At 71.2% G+C, this 20,086-nt stretch carries 19 protein-coding genes; 12 read left to right on the forward strand and 7 right to left on the reverse strand.

Annotation, left to right across the window (positions count from 1 at the left end; genetic code table 11):
• Positions 1-84: 84 nt before the first annotated feature.
• From ACFYWM_RS21025 to ACFYWM_RS21035, 3 genes are all read left to right on the forward strand, one after another.
• Positions 85-3,057 carry an ATP-binding protein gene (locus ACFYWM_RS21025; RefSeq protein WP_389917090.1) on the forward strand — a complete coding sequence of 991 codons (2,973 nt, stop codon included), beginning with the start codon at positions 85-87 and terminating at the stop codon, positions 3,055-3,057.
• Positions 3,058-3,437: 380 nt separating this feature from the next.
• Positions 3,438-4,724, forward strand: a complete 1,287-nt coding sequence (locus tag ACFYWM_RS21030; protein WP_389917092.1) for a MurT ligase domain-containing protein — start codon at positions 3,438-3,440, stop codon at positions 4,722-4,724.
• The gene (locus ACFYWM_RS21035) at positions 4,714-5,430 is read left to right on the forward strand and encodes a type 1 glutamine amidotransferase (protein ID WP_389917094.1); all 717 of its coding nucleotides are present in this window, start codon (positions 4,714-4,716) and stop codon (positions 5,428-5,430) included. The genes ACFYWM_RS21030 and ACFYWM_RS21035 overlap by 11 nt, the downstream gene beginning before the upstream one ends.
• 273 nt (positions 5,431-5,703) lie before the next feature.
• Here the strand turns inward: ACFYWM_RS21035 and ACFYWM_RS21040 are convergent, their stop codons facing one another.
• On the reverse strand, positions 5,704-6,066 hold the full coding sequence (locus ACFYWM_RS21040) for a DsrE family protein (RefSeq protein ID WP_389917096.1): 363 nt from the start codon (positions 6,064-6,066) through the stop codon (positions 5,704-5,706).
• Between the two features lie 67 nt (positions 6,067-6,133).
• Here ACFYWM_RS21040 and ACFYWM_RS21045 point away from each other — a divergent pair, with 67 nt between their 5' ends.
• From ACFYWM_RS21045 to ACFYWM_RS21055, 3 genes are all read left to right on the forward strand, one after another.
• A complete protein-coding gene (locus tag ACFYWM_RS21045) occupies positions 6,134-6,643 on the forward strand; it encodes an FABP family protein (RefSeq protein WP_389917098.1) in 510 nt (169 codons plus the stop codon).
• 115 nt (positions 6,644-6,758) lie between these two features.
• On the forward strand, positions 6,759-7,064 hold the full coding sequence (locus ACFYWM_RS21050) for a DUF2470 domain-containing protein (RefSeq protein WP_389917100.1): 306 nt from the start codon (positions 6,759-6,761) through the stop codon (positions 7,062-7,064).
• A 321-nt stretch (positions 7,065-7,385) separates the two neighbouring features.
• Positions 7,386-8,321: an NAD(P)-dependent oxidoreductase gene (locus ACFYWM_RS21055; protein ID WP_389917102.1), complete on the forward strand. Its 936-nt coding sequence runs from the start codon at positions 7,386-7,388 to the stop codon at positions 8,319-8,321.
• A gap of 657 nt (positions 8,322-8,978) precedes the next feature.
• Here ACFYWM_RS21055 and ACFYWM_RS21060 read toward each other — a convergent pair.
• The 3 genes from ACFYWM_RS21060 to ACFYWM_RS21070 are packed head-to-tail and all read right to left on the reverse strand — an operon-like array spanning position 8,979 to position 10,300.
• Positions 8,979-9,497: a DUF6941 family protein gene (locus ACFYWM_RS21060; RefSeq protein ID WP_389917104.1), complete on the reverse strand. Its 519-nt coding sequence runs from the start codon at positions 9,495-9,497 to the stop codon at positions 8,979-8,981.
• Complete coding sequence (locus ACFYWM_RS21065) at positions 9,497-9,910, reverse strand: helix-turn-helix domain-containing protein (RefSeq protein WP_389917106.1); 414 nt, start codon at positions 9,908-9,910, stop codon at positions 9,497-9,499. The genes ACFYWM_RS21060 and ACFYWM_RS21065 overlap by 1 nt, the downstream gene beginning before the upstream one ends.
• Before the next feature lie 30 nt (positions 9,911-9,940).
• Positions 9,941-10,300, reverse strand: a complete 360-nt coding sequence (locus ACFYWM_RS21070) for a hypothetical protein (RefSeq protein WP_389917108.1) — start codon at positions 10,298-10,300, stop codon at positions 9,941-9,943.
• 192 nt (positions 10,301-10,492) lie between these two features.
• On the opposite strand from ACFYWM_RS21070, the gene ACFYWM_RS21075 reads away from it, so the two are divergent.
• Both ACFYWM_RS21075 and ACFYWM_RS21080 read left to right on the forward strand, forming a co-directional pair.
• A complete protein-coding gene (locus tag ACFYWM_RS21075; RefSeq protein ID WP_389917110.1) occupies positions 10,493-10,906 on the forward strand; it encodes a Fur family transcriptional regulator in 414 nt (137 codons plus the stop codon).
• Positions 10,907-11,041: 135 nt separating this feature from the next.
• Positions 11,042-12,025, forward strand: coding sequence for a YgfZ/GcvT domain-containing protein (locus tag ACFYWM_RS21080; protein ID WP_389917112.1), 984 nt, complete (start codon positions 11,042-11,044; stop codon positions 12,023-12,025).
• 249 nt (positions 12,026-12,274) lie between these two features.
• On the opposite strand, the gene dtd is transcribed toward ACFYWM_RS21080, so the two are convergent.
• Positions 12,275-12,700, reverse strand: a complete 426-nt coding sequence (gene dtd, locus ACFYWM_RS21085) for a D-aminoacyl-tRNA deacylase (protein ID WP_389917114.1) — start codon at positions 12,698-12,700, stop codon at positions 12,275-12,277.
• Positions 12,701-12,757: 57 nt separating this feature from the next.
• Between dtd and ACFYWM_RS21090 the strand changes: the two genes are divergently transcribed.
• Positions 12,758-13,714, forward strand: coding sequence for an asparaginase (locus tag ACFYWM_RS21090; protein WP_389917116.1), 957 nt, complete (start codon positions 12,758-12,760; stop codon positions 13,712-13,714).
• A gap of 52 nt (positions 13,715-13,766) precedes the next feature.
• On the opposite strand, the gene ACFYWM_RS21095 is transcribed toward ACFYWM_RS21090, so the two are convergent.
• Positions 13,767-15,608 carry a DUF2207 domain-containing protein gene (locus ACFYWM_RS21095; RefSeq protein WP_389917118.1) on the reverse strand — a complete coding sequence of 614 codons (1,842 nt, stop codon included), beginning with the start codon at positions 15,606-15,608 and terminating at the stop codon, positions 13,767-13,769.
• A 134-nt stretch (positions 15,609-15,742) separates the two neighbouring features.
• Here ACFYWM_RS21095 and ACFYWM_RS21100 point away from each other — a divergent pair, with 134 nt between their 5' ends.
• The 3 genes from ACFYWM_RS21100 to ACFYWM_RS21110 all read left to right on the forward strand — a co-directional run bounded on the left by ACFYWM_RS21100 (position 15,743) and on the right by ACFYWM_RS21110 (position 18,222).
• Positions 15,743-16,771: a neutral zinc metallopeptidase gene (locus ACFYWM_RS21100; RefSeq protein ID WP_389917120.1), complete on the forward strand. Its 1,029-nt coding sequence runs from the start codon at positions 15,743-15,745 to the stop codon at positions 16,769-16,771.
• A 315-nt stretch (positions 16,772-17,086) separates the two neighbouring features.
• The gene (locus tag ACFYWM_RS21105; protein WP_389917122.1) at positions 17,087-17,659 is read left to right on the forward strand and encodes an SGNH/GDSL hydrolase family protein; all 573 of its coding nucleotides are present in this window, start codon (positions 17,087-17,089) and stop codon (positions 17,657-17,659) included.
• A 242-nt stretch (positions 17,660-17,901) separates the two neighbouring features.
• The gene (locus ACFYWM_RS21110) at positions 17,902-18,222 is read left to right on the forward strand and encodes a hypothetical protein (RefSeq protein WP_389917124.1); all 321 of its coding nucleotides are present in this window, start codon (positions 17,902-17,904) and stop codon (positions 18,220-18,222) included.
• A 199-nt stretch (positions 18,223-18,421) separates the two neighbouring features.
• Here ACFYWM_RS21110 and ACFYWM_RS21115 read toward each other — a convergent pair whose 3' ends face one another.
• Positions 18,422-19,981 carry a cellulase family glycosylhydrolase gene (locus tag ACFYWM_RS21115; RefSeq protein ID WP_389917126.1) on the reverse strand — a complete coding sequence of 520 codons (1,560 nt, stop codon included), beginning with the start codon at positions 19,979-19,981 and terminating at the stop codon, positions 18,422-18,424.
• Positions 19,982-20,086: the final 105 nt, after the last annotated feature.

Consider the following 20,086-nt stretch of genomic DNA (forward strand, 5'->3'; position numbering starts at 1 on the left):
GATCATGCGTCGGCCGGTACGACGGAGCGATCCGTGAAGCGTCAACCCTCCGGCCTGGAGCCGGGTCCCCCGGGTGGAGACCAAATGCAGCCAAGTGTGTCCCGTCCGCCCAACGCCCTGACCGGTCCCTGGTACAGAATCCAGGCGATCACGGCGCCCTCGCGCAGCTCCTCCGCCGAGTGGGACTTCGTCACCGTCCTGCCCGCCGTACTCTCCACGGCCCAGCGCAACCGGCCCTTCGTGGTCGGCTGGCTCTCGCGCGGGTCCGGCGCCCCGCTGGAGCTGATCACCAACGCGGGGCCGCTCACCCCGCCGCGCCCGCCCCGCAGGGCCGCCACCGAGGCCGAGCACGCCCCCGGCGGTCCCGAGCCGCTGCTGTTCCCCAGCGGCGCCCGCGGCGTCCGGATCGGCGACGAGTGGCTCCGCGACCTGTCCGACCTCGCCTGGACCGTGTGCCCCGGACGGCAGGCCCCGCCGCTCGGCGGGCGCCGCGAGCCGGACGCCGACGAGATCAGGCGGCCCACGCTCTTCGAGTCGACGCTGGTCACGCTCATGTCCCGGCCGTTCGCCTGGCTGGTGGTGGCCGAGCAGACCGACCTGCTCGACGCCGAGGTCGCGCACCTGCGCACCCAGCTCAACGTGCTGCGGCAGTACGGCGACGCCTCCGAGCGCTCCCGCTACGACGCCGAACGGGCCGAGCGGCGCATGCAGGAGCTGGACGCCTTCCGCGAGGCCGGGCTCTGGAACGTCCGGGTGCTCGCCGGGGCCGCCGGGCCCGAGGAGCTGCGCCAGATCGCCCCGGTGCTCGTCGGCTCCGCCGAGATGAGCCACCACCCCTACCGCCTGCGCAGCGCGCTGTCCGGCCCCGTCTACGGCTTCGCCGAGGCGCTGGCCACCACCCTGCAGGACCCGGCGGACGGCGCGGCCTCCCCGTTCGCGGCCACCGCCGGGGCCCTCGCCGCCCTCGCCGGGCTGCCGCACCGGGAGGTGCCGGGGGTGCGGGTCCTCGACGCGGGCTTCTTCGACGTGACCAGCGAGGCGGACACCGTGCCCGGCGCGCTCACCGTCGAGCTCGGGTCCATCCTCGACGGCCAGGACAGGCCGGTCGGCTCGTTCAAGGTCCCGCTGGCCACCCTCAACCGGCACGCGTTCGTCACCGGCGCCACCGGCTCGGGCAAGTCCCAGACCGTGAGGCACCTGCTGGAACAGCTCACCGGCGCGGGCATCCCGTGGCTCGCCATCGAGCCCGCCAAGTCCGAGTACGCCTCGATGGGCGGCCGGATCGAGCACCTCGCCCCGGTGACCGTGATCAACCCGTCGGCCCCGGAGAGCGTGCCGTTCAGCGTCAACCCGCTCGCCCCCGAGCCCGGCTACCCGGTCCAGGCCCACATCGACATGGTCCGCGCGCTGTTCATGGCGGCCTTCGACGCCGAGGAGCCGTTCCCGCAGATCATGTCCCTCGCCCTGCAGCGGGTGTACGAGGCCAACGGCTGGGACGTGGTCACCGGCTGGGCGGCCCCGGGGGCCGCGGTCCGGCCCGCCGTGCCGACCCTCGAACAGCTCCAGCAGCACGCGATGGACGTGATCAAGGAGATCGGCTACGGCCGGGAGGTCCAGGCAGACGTGGAGGGCTTCATCTCGCTGCGGCTGCGGTCGCTGCGGGTCGGCTCCGCGGGCCGGTTCTTCGAGGGCGGCCACCCCGCCGACATCGGCGACCTGCTCCAGCGCAACGTGGTGCTCGCGATCGAGGACGTCGCCAACGACGAGGACAAGGCGTTCCTGATGGGCACCCTGATCATCAGGATCGTGGAGCACCTGCGGATGCGGGCCAGGAAGGAGCGCAGCAGCGGGCTCAAGCACGTCATCGTGATCGAGGAGGCGCACCGGCTGCTCCGCGACCGGGGCGCGGGACGGGCCAGCACGCACGCCGTCGAACTCCTGGCGGGCATGCTCGCCGAGATCCGCGCGTACGGCGAGGGCATCGTGGTCGCCGAGCAGATCCCCACGAAGCTCGTCTCCGACGTGGTGAAGAACACCGCGCTGAAGGTGATCCACCGCCTCCCCGCCGAGGACGACCGCCAGCTGGTCGGTGCGGCGACGAACCTGAGCGAGGAGCAGTCCCGGCAGGTCGTCTCGCTCCCGCCCGGCGTCGCCGCGGTCTTCGCCGACGGCATGGACCGGCCGTTGCGCATCCAGGTCCCGCTGGGCGAGGACCGCGAGCGCCCGGTCCCCGGCCACATGCCGCCCATCTGCGGGCGCCGGTCGGCGGCCTGCGGGCAGGAGTGCCGCAACGGCCGGGCGTGCACGCTGGTCGAGCTGCGCGAGGCGGACCTGCTCGCCGGGGCGTCCGAGTGGGCCTGGCTGCGGATCTGGGCCGACACGCTGGTGCTGGCGTTCTGTACCAACCGGCCGGTGCCCGGGGTGCCCAGGGCGCTGGCCGACCTCTGGGCGGACGTCCCGCCGCGCCGGCGCGAGTGCCTGCTGGCCACGGCGGTGGAGCGCTGCGTGGGCCGCCGCGCGTGGTCGCTGCGCACCGTGAGCGATCCGGCCAAGCTGACCGAGCAGGTCGCCACGGTCGCGACCAGGCTGCTCGGTCCCGACCGCGACCCCGGCGAGCGGCCGGGGCCCGCCTGGGTCATCCCGCAGGTGCGGTGGCTGCACGAGGTGGACAGGCTCTTCCCGCACGGCCAGCCCGCGCCCAACCCGCGCGGCTCCGCGCCGGTGATGGAGTACGCCCTGTTCAACCGTCCCGCGGGCGGCACGGAGCTGCTCGGCCACCGGGCCAAGGCGCTTCGCCACCACCCGCTGTCCATGGAGGTCGACAGGAACCGGGAGCTGGCCTGGCGGGTGATCCTCGGCGACGACGAGCGCGAGAGCGTGGAGCGCGACATCCTCACGGTCACCATCGGCGTCGACCCGGCCGACCGGCTCCGGCACGTCTCCCAGACCATGGGGGCGGGCTGGCTGGAGAGCGTGCTGTCGTGGCCGCACCGGTTCGTGCTGCCCTTCGACGCCGACTCGCCGGAGCCCGCGGAGCTCGCCTTCGCCGAGCAGTGAGGGCGGCGCTTCCCGCGGTGCTTCCCGGAATGTTTCCTGCAGTGCTTCCCGGGATGCTCCTCGGGATGCTTTCCGCGGTGGGCTCGCTCTGCGGGCCCGCTCCGTGTTTTCCACGGGCTTTTCCATGAGCGTTTCCGTGGGATTCGCCCGGGGCCTTTCCCGGGTGCTTTTCGACCGGGTCCGAGGGCTTTCGTACCTCACCGTCACCGAGGGGTACGTGTGACGTGCCGCCGGGGGTTACGGTGCCGAAGCAGGGCTAAGATCTGCGGCATGAACGATTCGGTGATTCCGGTCCCGCGGCCGGGCCGGTCGGCCGCCGGGTCGTCCCGCGACGGGTCGCCAAACTCGTCTCACGACGGGTCGCCAAGCGAGGAGACGGCATGACTCAGCTTCCGCTGCGGGCGCAGCTCGCCACCGCTCTCGGCCGGACGGCCGCCACCCTGTCCCGGGTCACCGGGCGCGGAGACGGATCGGTGATCGGGGGCCGGGTCAGCCTGGTCCTGGAGCCCGACCTGCTGCGCAAGCTCGCGCACGACCGCAAGCTCGCGCTGGTGAGCGCGACCAACGGCAAGACCACGACGACCCGCCTGATCACCTCCGCGCTGGCGGAGCTCGGCGACGTCGCCACCAACGCCTTCGGCGCCAACATGCCCGCCGGGCACGTCTCGGCGCTGTCGTCGGCCAAGCACGCCCCGTACGGCGTGCTGGAGGTCGACGAGAAGTACCTGCCCGAGGTGATCGAGACCACCGGGGCCGGGGTCGTCTGCCTGATGAACCTCAGCCGCGACCAGATGGACCGGGCGGGCGAGATCTGGCTGCTCGCCCAGAAGTGGCGGCGGGCGCTGGCCGGCAGGAACACGCACGTGATCGCGAACGCCGACGACCCACTGGTCGCCTGGGGCGCCTCCACCGCCGCCTCGGTCACCTGGGTGTCGGCCGGGCAGCCGTGGAAGGAAGATTCCTGGTGCTGCCCCGAGTGCGGCGGCCCCCTCGACCGCAAGGGCATGGAGTACGTCCCGCCCGGCAGCGCCGGCGCCGGTGCCCCCGCGCAGGCGGGGGAGAACGACTGGGCCTGCCGTGAGTGCACCTTCCGGCGGCCGGAGCCGTCCTGGGTCCTCGACGACGACGCGGTGATCGACCCGCGCGGGCGGCGCTGGGTGCTCGACATCCAGCTCCCCGGGCGCGCCAACCGGGCCAACGCGGCGATCGCGCTGGCCACCGCCGAGGTGTTCGGCCTGCCCGTCGACCGGGCGCTGCCCCGGCTGCGCGAGGTCAGGTCGGTCGCCGGCCGGTACACCACGGTGGAGCGCGACGGCCGGCACGCCCGGCTGCTGCTCGCCAAGAACCCGGCCGGATGGCTGGAGGCGTTCGACGTGCTCGACTCCTCGCTTCCGGTGATCCTGTCGGTCAACGCCCAGGGGCCCGACGGCCGTGACACCTCATGGCTGTGGGACGTCGACTACCGGGTGCTGCGCGGCAGGCCGGTCTTCGTGGCCGGTGAGCGGCGGCTCGACCTCGCGCTCCGGCTCGACGTGGCGGACGTGCCGTTCCAGCTGGCGGACTCGTTCGAGCAGGCGCTCGCCGCGCAGCCGCCGGGCAAGGTCGACGTGATCGCCAACTACACCGCCTTCCAGCAGATCCGATCGGAGTTCGGTCGTGCAGTCTGACAGCGCCCTGCGCCTTGTCTGGATCTATCCGGACCTACTGAGCACGTACGGCGACCAGGGCAACGTCCTGGTCCTGGAGCAGCGCGCCCAGCGCCGGGGCATCCCGGTCGAGACCGTGCACGTGCGCTCGGCCGACCCGGTTCCCGAGGGCGGCGACATCTACCTCATCGGCGGCGGTGAGGACCGGCCGCAGATCCTGGCCTCGGAGAGGCTCCGGCGCGACGGCGGCCTGCACCGGGCCGTCCAGCGGGGCGCGGCCCTGCTGGCCGTGTGCGCGGGCTACCAGATCATCGGCACCACGTTCGGCGGCGAGGAGGGCCAGCCGGTCGACGGCATCGGCCTGATCGACATCTCCAGCGGGCGCGGCCAGGGCCGGGCCGTCGGCGAGCTGGCCGGGGAGGCGGACCCGGCGCTCGGCATCCCGACGCTGACCGGCTTCGAGAACCACATGGGCGTCACCCGGCTCGGGGCCGGGATCCGGCCGCTGGCGCGTACGGCGGTCGGCACGGGCAACGGCGACGGCACCGAGGGCTGCTACACCGGCAAGATCGTCGGCACCTACCTGCACGGTCCCGCGCTCGCCCGCAACCCCGGCCTCGCCGACCTGCTGCTCACCTGGGCGGTGGGTGCCCAGCTGCCGCCGATCGACGACACCTGGTTCGACCGTCTCCGTGGGGAACGTCTGGCCGCGGTGCTGCCCCACTGATCACGTACGGCCCTGCCGGCGGGGACGTCTCCCACATGAAGGCGTCACCGACGGGGGCGTCCCGCCGATGGAGGCGCCCCGCTGACGGGACGTCTCGTTGATGGGGACGTCTCGTTGACGGGGGCGTCCCACCGGCAGGGGCGGCCCGTCCGAGCTCGGCGGCGTCTCACCGGCGCGAGAGGCGGGAGACCGGCTCCGGACGCCCGGCCTCGCCGGGCGGCCGGTGGTTCGACGGCCGCGGGATCGGTGGGCGGTGTTACGGAGGTCTCAGTCTCAGTAGACGAGGGCCTGGACGCCCTCGCCCAGCACCTCTTCCACGAAGGTGGGGGCGCCCGCGATGCGGATGCCCTCGATCACGTCGTCGACCGCGATGTCCCGCCGGGACGCGCACTGCGTGCACAGGGTCACCTTGCCCCCCGCGAGCACCGCGTCGAGCAGGTCGCCGAGCTGGGCCGCGTGCGGGAGGGTGAACTCCTTCGCCCGGCCGGGAAGGGCGAACCAGGCGGATTCGCCCGTCAGCCACAGGGAGACGGGAACCCCGCTCGCCAACGCCGCCGCGGCCACCGTGAACGCCTGATTGCAGCGCTCAGGTGAGTCTTCGCCTGCGGTAACCTTGATCACCAGTGATCGTGCCATGTTCGAAGCCTATGCGGCCCGGTGTCACCGGCGCGAACCATACCGGAGCGGCCCTAGGCTCGTTTCCATGGACGTTCCCGAACTGCATCCCGATCTTGAGCCGATCGCCTTCCTCGTGGGCCGATGGGAAGGCGCCGGGGTCGGGGGATATCCGACGATCGAGAGTTTCAACTTCGGCCAGGAGATCGTCTTCGGTCACAACGGCAAGCCGTTCCTGACCTACACCAGCCGCACCTGGCTGCTCGACGAGGCGGGCGGCAAGGTCCGCCCGCTGGGCACGGAGACCGGTTTCTGGCGCCAGCTTCCGAACCGCCAGCTTGAGGTGTGCCTGTCACACCCCACGGGCATCGTGGAGATCTACGTCGGTGAGGTGGTCTTCAACAAGATCGAGCTTCAGACCGACGTGGTGGCCCGCACCGCGACCGCCAAGGAGTACACGGCGGGCCACCGCCTCTACGGGCTGGTCAACGGCAACCTGATGTGGGCGTACGACATGGCGGCCATGGGACAGCAGCTCCAGTCCCACATCTCGGCCGAGCTCAAGCGGGTCGGTGACTTCGTACCCGACGTGGTGTGAGGTTCGCGCTCGGGATGTCTCGGGATGTCTCGGGATGTGAGGTCGCGCCCGGGGGCGGGGTCTCCGCCAGGTGCCCGCGACGAGGTGGGGCGGGGGCGCTGGCTACCCTCTGAGCATGAGCACCCCCTTCACCCCCGACGTAGTCGAGGCCATCAAGCGCCACATGAACGACGACCACGCCGATGACGCGCTGCTGATCTGCAGGGGTCTCGGCGGGCAGCCCGAGGCCACCGCCGCGACGACGACCGGCGTCGACGCCGAGGCGATCGAGTTCGCCGCCGTGGTCGGCGGGCGGGACGTCACGGTACGGGTTCCCTGGAGCGGCACGCTGACCGAACGCGCCCAGGTCCGTATGGAGGTCGTCCGCCTCTACCGTGACGCCTGCGCGGCCCTCGGCGTCCCCGCCCGAGGCGAGCACTGACCGGCTGAGTCCCGCTCCTCCCCGGCCGTCACGCCGCCCGCGTACAGACCCGGCCGGATCCGGTGGGGGTGGTGATCCGGCGCATGGCCCGTGTCGGCCGGCCGGACATGGGCCGAGGACCCCTTTCCGGCGGGGCCTTCTCCTCGCCGTGGCCTTTCCCTCCGACTGGGGCCCGCTGGGACCGGGCCCCTTCTTCCGGTGGGAAACGGGAAGCGGGAGGAGCCGGTGGGCCGGTTGATGACGGTCCGATCACTGTCGAGACCGATCGTGGTGTTCGTGGAAAGCTCCCAGATACCAAAATTTCCTGAAAAAGGAGGCGCGGTGAAACCACGAGCACTCGTACTGGCGCCGATGCGAGGTCAAGAGTGGAACCGCCTGAGAGAGTTGATCGACGTCCACTACGACCCGGCCGACCACCCTCCCCACCAGGCGGCCGAGCTCGCCCGGCAACTCTCGGACACCGGCGCGCGCATCCTCATCACCGAGTCCGACGAGGTCGCCGGTCCCGTCCTGGACCTTCCCCTGCTGGTGGTGGGCTGCGCCCGCAGCGAGGCGGGGAACGTGGACCTCCCGGCCGCCACGGCGAAGGGCATCCCCGTCGTCTGCGCTCCCGGACGCGACGCAGACGCGGTCGCCGAGCTCACCCTCGCCCTGATCCTCGCGGTGACCCGCCGGGTGGCGGTCGGCGACAGGGAGATCCGGCAGGGCATGGCCTCCTACCGGCGCCACCGCGCGTGGGAGCTCGCGGGCCGTACCGTCGGCCTGATCGGTTACGGGGCGGTCGGCCGTGCGGTGGCCTGGCGGATGAAGGGGCTGGGCATGCGCGTCATGGTCCACGACCCCGAGGCGGCGGAGAACCGGTACGGGCTCGACCTCCTGCTGACCCAGGCCGACGTCGTCTCCGTGCACGCGCCCGCGTCCACGGGCCGGTTGGTCGGGGCGGCGGAGTTCGCCGCGATGAAGCCCGGATCGATCTTCGTCAACACCGCGGACGCGGCCCTGCACGACATGGACGCGCTTGTCGGGGCCCTGAGGGCGGGCCATCTCGGCGGCGCGGCCCTCGACCGGTTCGCCGGGGACCGGCTCGACCCGGCCCACCCGCTCGCCGACATGGACAACGTGGTGCTCACCCCTCACCTGGGCTCGGGGACCTACGACACCGAGATCAACCACACCCGGATGATCTGCGAGGACATCGTGAGGGTTCTCGGCGGTGAGCGCCCGCTGCACTGCGCCAACCCCCGCTTCCAGGAGTGACGGCCGGCGCGACCCCGCGGTGAGAAGGCGGTTCTGTGGGGTCGCGACGGGGATGTACCGCTTCGTGAAACCTGTGAAGAGGGGCGGTCCCGCCGGAGGGAGACGGTTTCGTGAGGGAGGGGCGGCTTCCGGAGGGGGACCTCGCGGAAGCCGGAAGATAACCTCGCGGAAGCGAGGTGATCGAGGAGGAAGGCGCTGGAAAGGGAAGAACCCCGGGCCACTTCCCCCTGCTTCGCAGGAGGGCCGGTGGACTACAGGCGGGATCGCCCGCCTCCGGCGGCCCGGGGTTCCGGTGATTGTCGTGGATTCGCCGAACGTCGCCAGACGCCCGGACAGAGTCCGGTCGCGGCGTCCTAGCGGACAGCCACCTCGCTAGCCCAACTATGAGCAACCATCGTTCGGACCACCTCCTTTCGGCGTGCCTGTACGTTATGAAACTCCGGGCCCCCAGGGCAAATGTATTTTCCCGCCCGCCACAGCCGGCCGGATGCAGCCTTCTGACCGGCCCTGACGCGGCTCGACGAGGAACCAGCAGGACACCGCACGACCGGCCCCGCCCGCCCGCGCGGCCGGCACCCTGAACGAACGTCGGCACTTTCGGTACCGAAGCGGTCGCCGAAAGCGAGGAACTTGCCATAGATGAACGGTGCCATCCATCTATAAGAAGTGAAGCCGGGGCCGGACGGCGTGTCGAGCCGGTGAGGGCGTTGCGCGCGTCGAGGTCAAACCGGTTCTTCGGCGGGGAGGGAGGATCGGGCGTATCGCGAAGTCGGCGCACGCCAGCTCCCGCCCGTCGACGTCCAGCTTCCACTCGTAGCGGCGACCGGCCTTCAGCTGGAACGGGGTGACACTGATGGCGAAGCTGCTGTGGATGTCGGTCATCCGGATGAAGTCGTCGGGGCCCGGTTCCTGGGTGATGCCGAACTCGCCCCGGTGCTCGACCGGGAAGCTCTCCCCGTCCCGCGCGGCGATCACGGGCTTGTCCTCGTCATCCACCAGCCGGAGAGTGAAAGGGCGCGGTGACGTCGCCTGCTCCCAGGGGATGCGGAGGAACACCGCGACCGTCATCGGAGGCGTGGAAGAGTCGGCCAGGGACCAGTCGGCGCCCAGCATGTGCATTTTGCCGGTCGCCTGGTCGCGTTGGGCCGAGTCGCACAGCACGATGAACGCCTGCACTACGCGGTCACCTTCCGCTCTCCGCCGATGCCACGCGTGGAGATCTCGAGTCCGGCGGCGAACGTGGTCTCCTTCGGGCCGTCCGTCGAGACGACGAACACGGGTGCCGCCTGCGTCGTCGCGCCGGTGACCACGGTTGAGCGGACCACGTGATGCACGGACGCCCCGACCGCCAGCGCGTAGCGTCGAACGGTCGACAGATGCGGGTCGCCACCCAGCCGCTCGAAGTCCGACACCGAGGGCTGGCTGCGGCCCATCCGCTCCGCGACCTGGGCCTGGGTGAGCCCCTGGGCTCTGCGAAGCTCCACGAGACTCTCGATGAGTCGCATGTCGCGGTCGATGGCGGCGTTCTCCCGCCGGACGCCGGGATCGCTCAGATCGATGCCGAGCAGCTCGGCGACGTTGGGATCCATCACGGTCGACCTCCTCGTATCGGCTTAACCTTATATTCTCCGCAGCCAGTCGGCCGGCCGCTTCCTGGCGAGCGCGATGACTCGATCTTGAGCACCCTGGCCCCCTTTCTTGTGGAAGGCCAGCCCCAGGAGTATGTGTTCCTCCTGCGGGCCGCGCGCGTAGTACAGGCGGTATCCGATCCCCGTGTGGCTCAGCCGGGCTTCGTGGAGTCCTTTGCCCAGCGAGCCGATGTCGCGGGGCAGGTGTGTCCCGAACTGGATTCGTGACATCAACGCCCCGAGTTCCTTGAGGGGCGGCCCGCCTTCCAGGAGCTTGTGAATCTCTTTGCTGACCACCTGCTCCCCCGAGGCGGAGGCGTACAGCAGCCAGGTGGCTTTGGGCCTCTCCAACGCCTGCGCCCCCGTTTTCTGATGTGACAGCCGGAACAGGGCTGCCGAAGATATCCGCTCCGACCTCGGCTCCGCATACGGTTCGCGATGATGGCGGCCGTGCTTCTCGTATTCCGGCGGCAGTGATCCCCACCTCCGGTCTCTCGGACCGTAAAACGACGAGGAGAGTCCTGGTGCTCATAGACTCTCGGTATGACCGAGACGTCGTGGCATGAGGAACTGCGGGCGCGCGGTTACCGGGTCACTCCGCAACGCCAGCTGGTGCTTGAGGCGGTCAAAGCCTGCGAGCACGCCACCCCAGAGGAGATCTGCAACCGGGTGCGGGAGACCGCGCGCGGGGTGAACATATCAACCGTCTACCGGACCCTTGAGCTCCTTGAGGAGCTCGGCATGGTCACCCACTCCCATCTCGGGCACGGCGCCCCCACTTACCACCTGACGGCCGAGGCCGATCACGTGCATCTGGTCTGCCGTGGCTGCGGGGAGATCAGCGAGGTCAGCCCCGACCTGGTGGACAACTTCGTCACCAACCTCGACCAGAAGCTCGGGTTCCTCACCGACGTGCACCACCTGACGGTCTTCGGCCGCTGCCGCAACTGCCGCTGAACAGGCGAGGAGACCGCCGCCGGAGTACGTCGCCCGGTCACCGGGGGATCGTGCCGGGGTGTGCCGTACGGCCGTGGACCCGCCCGGGGAAGAGCCGCTGCCGCTCTCCTTGGCGGGGCCTCGTAGGCTGTGTCCATGCGAAGCCCTCTGCTGGACACTCCCGGCGCGGTCGCGGCTGAGACCCCCGACGCCGACGTCGCCGGACACTACGGCGACCCGTTCGCCGAGCAGCGCGCGCTGCTCGCCGGAGAGGCGATGGTCGACCGGAGCAACCGCGAGGTCGTCCGGATCTCCGGGCCCGACCGTCTGAGCTGGCTCAACAGCCTCAGCTCGCAGAAACTCGACGACCTCGAACCCGGGCGGCCCACCGAGACGCTGCTGCTGGACGCCCAGGGCAGGGTGGAGCACCACCTCGTCCTCGTCGACGACGGCGAGGCGGTGTGGGCCCACGTCGAGCCGGGCACCGGCGCGGAGGTGACCGCGTTCCTCGACAAGATGCGGTTCATGCTGAGGGTCGAGGTCGCCGACGTGACGGACCGCTACGCCGTGGTCTCCGTGGCGGGGGAGGCGCACCCCGACCTGCCCGAGGGCGCCGTCGCCGTCGGGCGTGACATCCTGCTCCCGCGCGACCTGCTGGCCGGGCGGCTCGGGCTGGGCCTCGCCGGGCTCTGGGCGTACGAGGCGCTGCGGATCGAGGGGCACCGCCCCCGCCTGGGCTTCGAGACCGACCACAAGACGATCCCGCACGAGGTGGGCTGGATCGGTTCGGCCCTCCACCTCAACAAGGGCTGCTACAAGGGCCAGGAGACCGTGGCCCGCGTGCACAACCTGGGCCACCCGCCGCGTCGCCTGGTCTTCCTGCACCTGGACGGCAGCGTCGACACCCTGCCCAAGCACGGCACCCCGGTGACGCTCGACGGCACGGAGGTCGGTTTCGTGGGGAGCTCGGCGCGCCACCACGAGCTGGGCCCGGTCGCGCTGGCCTTGGTGAAGCGGACCGTGCCGGTGGACACCACGCTGGAGGCCGGGGGGGTGGCCGCGTCCCAGGAGGTCATCGTGCCGCCGGACGCCGGGCGCAACGTCCAGATCGACCCGAGCCTGCGCCGCCGCATCCGCTGACGGGCCGGCACCCACACCTACGCCTGGCACCCGAGGGTTCACACCCGGCGGCGTCGCGTTCCGGGCGGTCCATCCCGGTTTTCCCGGATGCCACCGTCACGGTCCCGGACCGGTTCCGGGCTTCCGGGACACGGTTCCGGACCGGTTCCGGGCTTCCGGGACACGGTTCCGGACCGGTTCCGGGCTTCCGGGAACGGTCCCAGGGCTGCTCCGACCTTCCCGGGGCGCGTGCGCGGAGCCTCGGGCGGCTCAGATGTCCAGGACCAGGGTGATCGGGCCGTCGTTGGTCAGGCCGACCTTCATGTCGGCGCCGAACACCCCCGTCTCCACGCGGGCGCCCAGCCCGCGAAGCTCGGCGCAGACCGCCTCCACCAGCGGTTCGGCGACCGGGCCCGGGGCGGCGGCCTGCCAGGTCGGGCGGCGTCCCTTGCGGGTGTCGCCGTACAGGGTGAACTGGCTGACCACCAGCAGGGGCGCGCCGACGTCGGAGCAGGACTTCTCGCCGGAGAGGATCCGCAGGCCCCAGAGCTTGGCGGCGAGCCTGGCCGCCTCGGCGCGCGTGTCGGTGTGGGTCACACCGACCAGGACCAGCAGCCCCGGCTCGTCGATCGCCCCGACCGTCACGCCGTCCACCACCACCGACGCGGAACTCACCCGCTGTACGACCGCACGCATGCCCCCATCATCCCGCGCCCCAGGCCATCCCTAGACTTCGGACGAAAGGAGACAAAGGTGTCTGCTGAGTCATTGCTGGTCGAGGTTGTCCGCTCGGGGTTCGTGGAGTCCACCCATCGGGCGCGGATGCTCGCCGTGGCCGCCGACGGGTCGCTGGTGAGGGTCCACGGAGAGGTGGACGCGCTGGTCTCGCCGCGCTCGTCCATGAAGCCCCTGCAGGCGCTCGCCATGGTCCGCGCCGGGCTCACCCTGGAGGGTGAGCTGCTCGCGCTGGCGTGCGCGAGCCACGCGGGGGAGCCGTTCCATGTGGACGGGGTACGGAGGATCCTGGCCGGGGCCGGGCTGGACGAGGGGGCGCTCGGCTGCCCGGAGGACCTGCCCGAGGACGTCGCCTCCCGCGACGAGGTGCTGCGCTCCGGAGGGGGCCGGGCCAGGGTCTACATGAACTGCTCGGGCAAGCACGCGGCGATGCTCGCCACCTGCGTGGTCAACGGCTGGCCGCCGGCGACCTACCTCGACCCGGCGCATCCGCTGCAGCGGGCCGTGCGCGCCACGGTCGAGGAGCTGACCGGCGAGCGTGTCGCGGCCAGCGGGGTGGACGGTTGCGGCGCACCGCTGTTCTTCGTCTCGATGCTGGGCGTGACGCGGGCGTTCCGCGCCCTCGTCCGGGCCGGCGAGGACACCCCGGAGCGCCGCGTCGCCGACGCCTTCCGCGCCCACCCCGAGTGGACGTCCGGTACCACCCGCCCCGAGGCCCGGTTGATGCGGGCGGTCCCCGGGTTGCTGGTCAAGGCCGGGGCCGAGGCCTTCGACGCCTTCGTCTTCGCCGACGGGCGCTCGGGAACCGTCAAGATCGAGGACGGTGGCCAGCGCGCCCGGGTCCCGGTCACCGTCGCGGCCCTGACCGCCCTCGGCTTCGAGGCCCCCGAGCTCGACGAGCTCGCCGCCGGGGTCCTGCTCGGCGGGGGGCGTCCCGTGGGCGAGATCCGCCTGAGCGGGCCGGTCTCCGGGTGATTCCCCGGGAGACCGGCCGCTGAGCCGCTGAGCCGCTGAACCCGCAGGTCGCCTACAGCGAACGGAACTGGCGGGTGGTGGAGATCGCCCCCGAGGTGGTCATGGTGAAGGTCCGCATCGAGTCGGCGAACCTGGACAGGTCCCACTCGGCCGGGCCGTGGTACCAGTACAGGTGGTCGGCCTGCTGGCCGTTGCCGGTGACCGAGGAGACCACGCGGGCCCAGCGGTCGACGCTGTCGAAGATCACCGCGTAGGGCAGGTAGCGGGAGAACAGCTCCACCCGCTGGGCCACCGGGACGTCCGCGCCGATGTCGGCGCCGGACAGATACTCCCTGAAGCCCAGGGTGTGAGCGAGGGCGCCCGCGCCCTTGGCGGTCTTGGCGGGCATGTACTGGCCGCCCACGGCCAGGGCGGCACCGGCGATGATCAGAGCCAGACCGAGCAGCCCGTACGTCGTGAACCAGGCCAGCGCGACGGTGGCGAGGACGCCGAGGGCGGTGAGGACCACGCCCATGGTCGTCCAGCGGGTGCGGACGGTGTCGGGGCGGCGGGCGAACCAGCCCTGCGTGACCACGTCGCGGTAGAGCGCCTCGCGGACCTTGCCGAGCTTGGCCCCGAACGATCCCTGCAGCTCCGAGAGCAGCACCGTGTCACGGCCGTCGAAGATGGCGTCGTGGAGCTCCCGCTCGTAGGGCATCAGCGAGGTGACCTGGGCGGCGGGCATTCGTACCAGCCTCCAGTCGGGCGTCTCGTACGTCTGCCGGGGCTGCTCGTCGATCCTGAGGTAGCCGCGGACGGCCAGGTCGACGATCGTGGCGGTCACGTCGATCACGTCGGCCTGCTCGTCCATGAGGGTGCCGATCTGGCCGGGGCGGACGCCGTCCGGCGGGGCGAAGTGGCCGTTCTCGACACCGCTGAGCGAGCCGGACTCGTGGCCGACCACGCGGGCGTCGCGGCCCCGGGTCCAGTAGAGGAGGCCGAGGCCGCCGAGCATCAGGAGCAGCAGGCCGGCCAGCGCGCCGCCGGTGACGGCGTTCAGGGTGAAGGCGTTGGACAGCTCGAAGCGGCGCTCCAGGATCGGCGCGCCCTTGGTGGCGCCGGTGGGGTAACCGACGACCACGGTGAGCACCTCGCCGGTGCCGAGGTCCTGCTGGCCGAACTCGGCGGTGACGCCCGTGTGGTCCATGGAGGCCTCGGTGCAGGCGATCGCCGAGCTCAGGGGGCCGGCGAAGCACGACAGGTTCTGCATCGTGGCCGGCCCGCTCACGCTGACCTTCGCCTGCTCGACCGGGACGGACCAGGCGCCCACCGCGTACCACCGCAGCTCCTGGGCGTCGGCCAGCGGCGTGACGGCGCCCTGGACGTCGTACTCCAAAGTGGCGTTTCCCGCGCCCTTGAGGGTGATGGTCTCGCCGGTCAGCGTGGCGTCGCCCTTGAGGTTGGCGATCCGGTAGAGGCGGTCGTTGCCGTCGTCGTAGCGGATCCGGTCGACGAGGCCACGCGACGGCGCGTCACCCTCGAAGACGACCTCCTCCTTGACGTGGAGCACGCCGTCCTGCCGGAGCTCCAGCTGGACCGTCGTGCTCGTCACCTTGCCGGCCTGCGCGGCCTGCTCGGTTTGCACGTCCTGCCCGGTTTGCGCGGCCTGGGCGACCTGCGTGGTCTGCGCGGTCCAGGGGGACTCGGCGGCAGGGGCGCTCGCCAGGGCCGGGGACGTGAGGGCAGGGGACGCGCCGAGTGCCAGCGCGAGGATGGCCGTCGCGGCCAGGCTCCCGGCGGCCCTGCGCGGGAAGGCCGCCCTGCGCGGGAAGGCCGCCCGTCGCGGGGAGGCGACCCGGTGCGGGGAGGCCGCCGGGCGCGAGGGAACCGCTCGGTGCGAGAAAGATGCCGCCATGAGTCGGGAGCTTAGCGAGATCCACAGGCCCGTGATGGCCGACCGCGTATCCATTTTTTCCGGCTCATAAACGCATATGTGGTTATATCCGCTAGATTGCCGCCCGGAGATCCACTCTTTGGAGAGGCGGTCGCATGCGCCCACGGGGGTCGAACCCGCTGGCCTTCGGCGTGCTCGGTGTCCTCGCCCTGGCGTTCGCCACGGTCGTGGTGATCGCCGGTCTGGCCGGTGGGGAGAAGGCCGAGGCGCCCGCGGGCCCCGGGACCGCGCCGGTGGCGACGGGAGGCGCGTCCCCCCGGCAGACGGGTGACACCGAGATCACCACGCCGGACTTCACCCCGCCGGAGAAGCTGAACCTCGGCTCGCTGGGCGACATCGAGATCGCCCCGGTCGCCGCGGCGCGCACCATGGCCGTCGACCTCCGCTACATGCGGCGCTCGGACACCACGGCCCGGCTCAAGCGCAACCCGCTGTACGGCACGGGTCTGATGCGCCCGACCACCTGCCGCGCCCCGCGCCCCTCGACCCAGCCCCGCGACATGCTGTCCTACCTCAACGCCGTCACCGACTGCCTGGAGCGGGCGTGGTCGGCGAAGTTCTCCCAGGCCGGTGCGGTCTTTCTCCCGGCGCGCAAGGTCTACTGGTCCCGTCCCGGACGAGGTCCCTGCGGGACCTATCCCGACAAGTTCGCCTCCGCCTACTACTGCCCGTCCAACCGGGGCATGTACATCGGCCTGAGCCACGTGATCGAGCAGAGCGGTGACGTCGACCCCGCCAGGAACCACGTGCCCTACCTGAGCGTGCTCGCCCACGAGTACGCCCACCACGTGCAGAACATGGCCGGTATCGGCGGAGCCTGGTGGTGGGAGGTCTCCAACAAGTCCCGTGCCGCCCAGGACTCCCACTCCCGCCGCCACGAGCTGCAGGCGCAGTGCCTCGCCGGGGCCTTCGTCCGGACCGTACGGGAGCCGCTGGGCGTCACCAACGCCCGCTGGCAGGAGGTCCTGCGGACGGAGTTCGGGCGCGGCGACGACCAGAACGGCAACCCCCGGCGCGACCACGGCAGCGGGGAGCACTACGCGGCCTGGCTCCACCAGGGCTGGAAGTACGCCAGGATCGCCTACTGCAACACCTGGTCCGTCGGCCCCTCGGACGTGAGCTGACAGCAGGGAGCCGTCGCGATCAGGACGGCGCCGTCCTGATCCGGCGGGGCCGGGCCGGAATCGTGAGTCCGGTGATGTTCATGAGACGGAGTAGCCGCGCTCGGCGGCGGACATCTGCAATCATGTCAGGAGTCCGACGTTTCCCGAGGTGGCATGCGCGCGCCCGTACGCAGACGACCGTGGACATTGGCGGTCGCCTTTCTTGTAGCGATTTCCTGCTCTATTTCGGGATGCAGTCTTGGAGCGGGCGCGGCCACGCCGCCGACCGCCGGTACGGGAATTCCGGTCACCGCACCGCTCCCCGCCCCGCTCGTCATGATCGTCGGTGACAGCTTCACGGTCGGGTCGGGGCCCGTACGGGCGTGGGACGGCTACGCGGCCAGGGTCGCGCGGGAGCTGGGCTGGCAGCTGATCACGGCCGGCGCCGGGGGGACGGGCTTCGTCAACCCCGGCCGGGTGGGCCGGACCTTCCAGGACTCCTTCGTCAAGGAGCTCTCCTGGCGTCCCGAGCCCGACATGCTGATCATCTCCGGCGGGCGCAACGACCGCCGGATCGAGGCCGCGAGGGTCGAGGACGCGGCGGTCCGTCTGGTGGAGCTGGTCAGGCGGCGATGGCCGCACACCAGGATCGTGCTGGTCGGCCCGATCTGGATGACGAAGGCCCCCCACTGGGCCTACGGGGTGAGGGAGGCCGTCCAGCTCGCCGCCGACCGGCAGGAGGTGCCCTTCCTCGACCCGTTCGAGCCCCTCGGCCCGCACGGCCGGGGCTGGGGGCGCGGAGCGGTGCTGCCCGACGGCGTCCACCCCACCCTCGCCGGCCACGTACGCCTCTCGCGCTGGATGGTCTCCACGCTGCGGAAGCACGGCGTCGAGGCGCGTTCCTCCTGAGGGCACCGTGCCGGCCTGGATGGCACATAAGGGACATTTCACTACAAAGCGACTCGTAAGTGTTTAATAATCCCCATAAGGCGACGATAATAGTGCAAAAGGATTGAATTATCGTTTATGGGCAGAGATCGCAGGAAAGTATGACAAGCGGGGATGGGGCATATCTATCCATCGCTAATGGTTTCCGACTGATCCAGAAATGTCGGTAATCGGGGTAATTGAACCTTTCGAGGGGAAAAGCAATGCCCAAGTTCAAGAGTGTCATCACAGGACTCGCTTTCAGCATGGTGCTGACCGGCGGGGTTGTCGGTATGGGTGCGGCGACCACCGCCGCGAGCGCCGCCGCGACGACCACCGCGGTCACCGCGGCGGCCTTCCCGACCTGGGGCGGCGGGGGCTGTCGCCGCGGCTGCTGCGGCGGCGGGGGCTGTGGCCGATGGGGCGGCTGGGGACGGCACGGCGGCGGCCACCACCGCGTCAAGATCAGGATCAACAACCACAACAACAACAACAATTACCTGTCGAACAGGAGCCGCAGCGGCGGCTTCGGGTTCGACGACTGACGTGTCCCCCGAGCGCCTGACCACGCCCGCGATCTGATCCGGGCGCGGCACGGGGAAGCCCCGCGGCCGGTGTGAACCGGCCACGGGGCCGCGGCGGGACCGCCGGTGACGGCGGTCCCGCCGCCGTCGCACGCCGGAGCCGCCGGGAGCGGGGGAGGGGCATCGGCGTACGGCGTCGGTGTACGGCGTTGGCGTACGGCTAGGAGACGGTGGGGGCGGGCGGGGCGCCGGTGCCCGACCAGGTGCCGATGAAGCCGAAGGTGGTGGATCCCCCGGCGGGGAGGGAACCGTTCCAGGCGGCGTTGGTGAAGGTGAAGACCGGGGGAGCCGCGGAGAGGGTGGAGCTCCACGACTGGCTGACGTTCACGCCGGAGGGGTAGGTGAGGACGGCTCTCCAACTGGTGACGGCCGCGGTGCAGCGGACGGTGACCTCGCCCTGGAAGCCGCCCTGCCAGTGGCCGACCACGCGGTACGTCGGGGTGCAGCCGCTCGGCGGGGTCGAGGTGGTGGTGAAGGTCGTGGCCGCCGAGGCGGCCGAGGTGTTCCCGGCGGCGTCGCGGGCGACGACGGTGACGGTGTAGGCGGTCTGCGCGGTGAGGCCGGTCAGGGTGATCGAGTTGGTCGCGGACGAACCGATCCTGGTGCTTCCCCGGAAGACGTCGTAGCCGGTGACCGCGCGGTTGTCGGTGGAGGCGGTCCAGGACAGCCGGGCGCCGGTCGAGGTGACGTCCGAGGCGGCGGGCGTGCCGGGCCGGGTCGGCGCCTCGGTGTCGGGGGTGCCGGTGCCGCCGTAGACCGTGGCCTCGACGGAGGTCTGCGCGATGCCGTTCGCCCCGTTGAACAGGCGCTGTCCCCAGGTGGTGAGGCGGGTGACGTCGAAGTTGGTCACCTGGTCGAGATACTCGACGCCGCCGCCGTTGCCGCTCCACGACCAGCCGAGGTAGCCGACCCCCCTGGCCTGCGCCTGGGCCATGATCGTGTCCTCGTCGGGGTTGCCGTCGGAGTGGTTGAAGCCGAACTCGCCGATCACCAGTGGCAGTCCCGCCGTCTGGAACGCCTGCAGGTAGGAGGTGACCTCGGCCGCCGTGTCGAACACCCCGTACATGTGGACGGAGAAGACCGTGTTGCGCTGCGGGTCGGCGGCGGCGACCGTGGCCGCGTTGTCGCGCATGGTGAAGTTCCAGTCCTGGCCCCAGTTGGGCGCGTCCACCATGATCAGGTGCTGGAACCCGTTGCTCCGCAGCCGGGTGATCGCGGCCGTGGTGGCCTGGGTCCAGTTGGGGGTGGTCGGGTTGTTGCCGATGGGCTCGTTGCCGACGTTCAGGACGACGTAGTCCTCCTGGCCGACGATCGCGCTCTTGACGCTGATCCAGTAGTCCACGGCCTGGTCGAGGGTGTACGCGCCGCTCTGCTCGCCGTACCCCGTGGTGTCATGATTTTCCAGGACACAGATGAGTTTGTTCTGCTTGCAGAGCGAGACGACGTTCGCCACGTCGGAGGCGCCGTTGGCGGTCCACCGGCCGCCGCTGAGCACCACCCTGACGGTGTTCGCGCCCAGCGACTTGATGTTCGCGAACGAGCTGGTCTGGGTCGCGTACCAGGTGTGCGCGTGGCTGGTGCCACGCATGACGAACGCGTTGCCGTTCGCCTCGAGGATCCGCGTACCGTCCACACGGAGGCCCACGGCGGCGTGGGCGGGCGGTATGGAGACGAGGAACGGGAGAAGGAGCGCCGCGAGCAGCGCCAGTCTGATGCGCATGACCTACCTCGGTTAGGGGAGTGCCCGGCCGGGCGGAGGGGTCGTCGCGCCCGGCCGGGGCGGCAAGACGTCCGGGGAAGGGAGAACGGACGCCTGGACAAGGGG

The sequence above is a fragment of the Streptosporangium sp. NPDC002721 genome, assembly GCF_042888905.1.
In the GTDB taxonomy this organism is placed as follows: Bacteria; Actinomycetota; Actinomycetes; order Streptosporangiales; family Streptosporangiaceae; genus Streptosporangium.